1 pseudogene is annotated in these 1,377 nt (G+C 60.9%); it reads left to right on the forward strand.

Annotated features, from left to right (window positions below):
• Positions 1–1,210 (forward strand): annotated as a pseudogene (locus tag NKI10_RS30835) (hypothetical protein); the annotation flags it as partial.
• Positions 1,211–1,377 lie beyond the last annotated feature (167 nt).

The raw sequence follows: 1,377 nt of genomic DNA on the forward strand, positions 1-1,377 counted from the left end.
CGCCGCGGCGCCCTACGCCGGAGGCAGTGGGTCGATGCTGGGTGCCTCGGTGCTGCAGCCGGGTCACTCAACGGCGCGCCATCATGATGCGCCGGATTCGTCAGTGGTTGATCTGAATCCCCCCGCACCGTTCGAGTTGCGTGACCATGCTCGTTCTGTGCCGGCGGCGGTGCAGCCAGATCGCCCAAAAGTGGTCTCCGGTCCCGACAAGGGTCCTCTTTATTCCAACGATGCGACCCTTGTCGAAGGGCTGAGGTCAGCACTCTATGCCGGTAAGATCGGGGAGATCACGGTCAAGCGCCATGTAGATATTCTTTTCGGCTTTGGTCATTGGCTCGTTGAAAATAACAAGCCGGGGATTGCGGATCGGCTTCACGATTCGTCGCTGGATCGGGATCGCAAGGAGTACGAGATCTGGGGTGGCGGCCCCTCGGCCGTGGCTGGGTCACTGGGTCGTCTCAAGACGTGGGCGGGCGGAGCGCCAGTGGTGGGCCGCCCTGCCCTGAATCCCCACCCTGCCGACGCCGTGCTCATCAGAGAGTACACAGCGGCTCTCATCAAAGCGTACGAGGCAGCGCCGACCGGGCCGAAACCCCGTACCGTTGAGGTCTATGGGTCTGCTCTTAGACGTTTCAGTCAATGCCTGGTTGAAAACAAAAAGCCGGGGATTGCGGATCGGCTTCACGAGCGGTCGCTGGATGAAGATGCCAAGCGCTATATGAAAACCGCTGACATCAGTGCACTAACTCATCTCCGGAAGTTCGCACTCGGGCGCGAAATTGCCCTTGCTGCTCGTCCGGAAGACGCAGTCGGCATGGAGGCTCGTGCCATTGGGGACGCCGCTGCGCAGACCGCGGCACAAGCTCATGGCCACGCAGGAGAGCAGGGACCCATCTCTCGAGCTCAACAAGTCGCGCCAGCGCCGTTTGAACGGCACTTGGGCAAGAAGCGCGAGGCCCAGGGCGGACTGACGAGTACACTTGACAGGGGCAACCTCGTGAACAGCGGGGGCGTCATCATAAACAATGAACATTACACAGCGCTGTTGAGACCGGCGAAGAGGCAGAGGACTGATAATCCGCAAAGCCGCGCCATGGGGCGGCAACTGAGCGAAGCAACCACGACGTCCATCAGCCAAGCCTCCGATCAAGCCCGAGCGGACCTAATGGCTTCCTTCAGAAGCAGGGAGCGCTCCGACGCGGGGCGTTGAGCTCCATGGCTGGGGTCAAGCAGAACAGCTCTCTTGACGACAGAGGGGCTGATGCGATCTCCGGACCGGTAGCTCTCGCCGTAATTGATCAGGCTGGTACTGTTGGAAGGCTTGATCAGCCTCGTCACCCCAATCTCCAGCATAGCTCACTGTCACGCGGCCAACGT

Source organism: Mesorhizobium sp. M0802 (assembly GCF_040320115.1).
Lineage (GTDB): Bacteria > Pseudomonadota > Alphaproteobacteria > Rhizobiales > Rhizobiaceae > Mesorhizobium.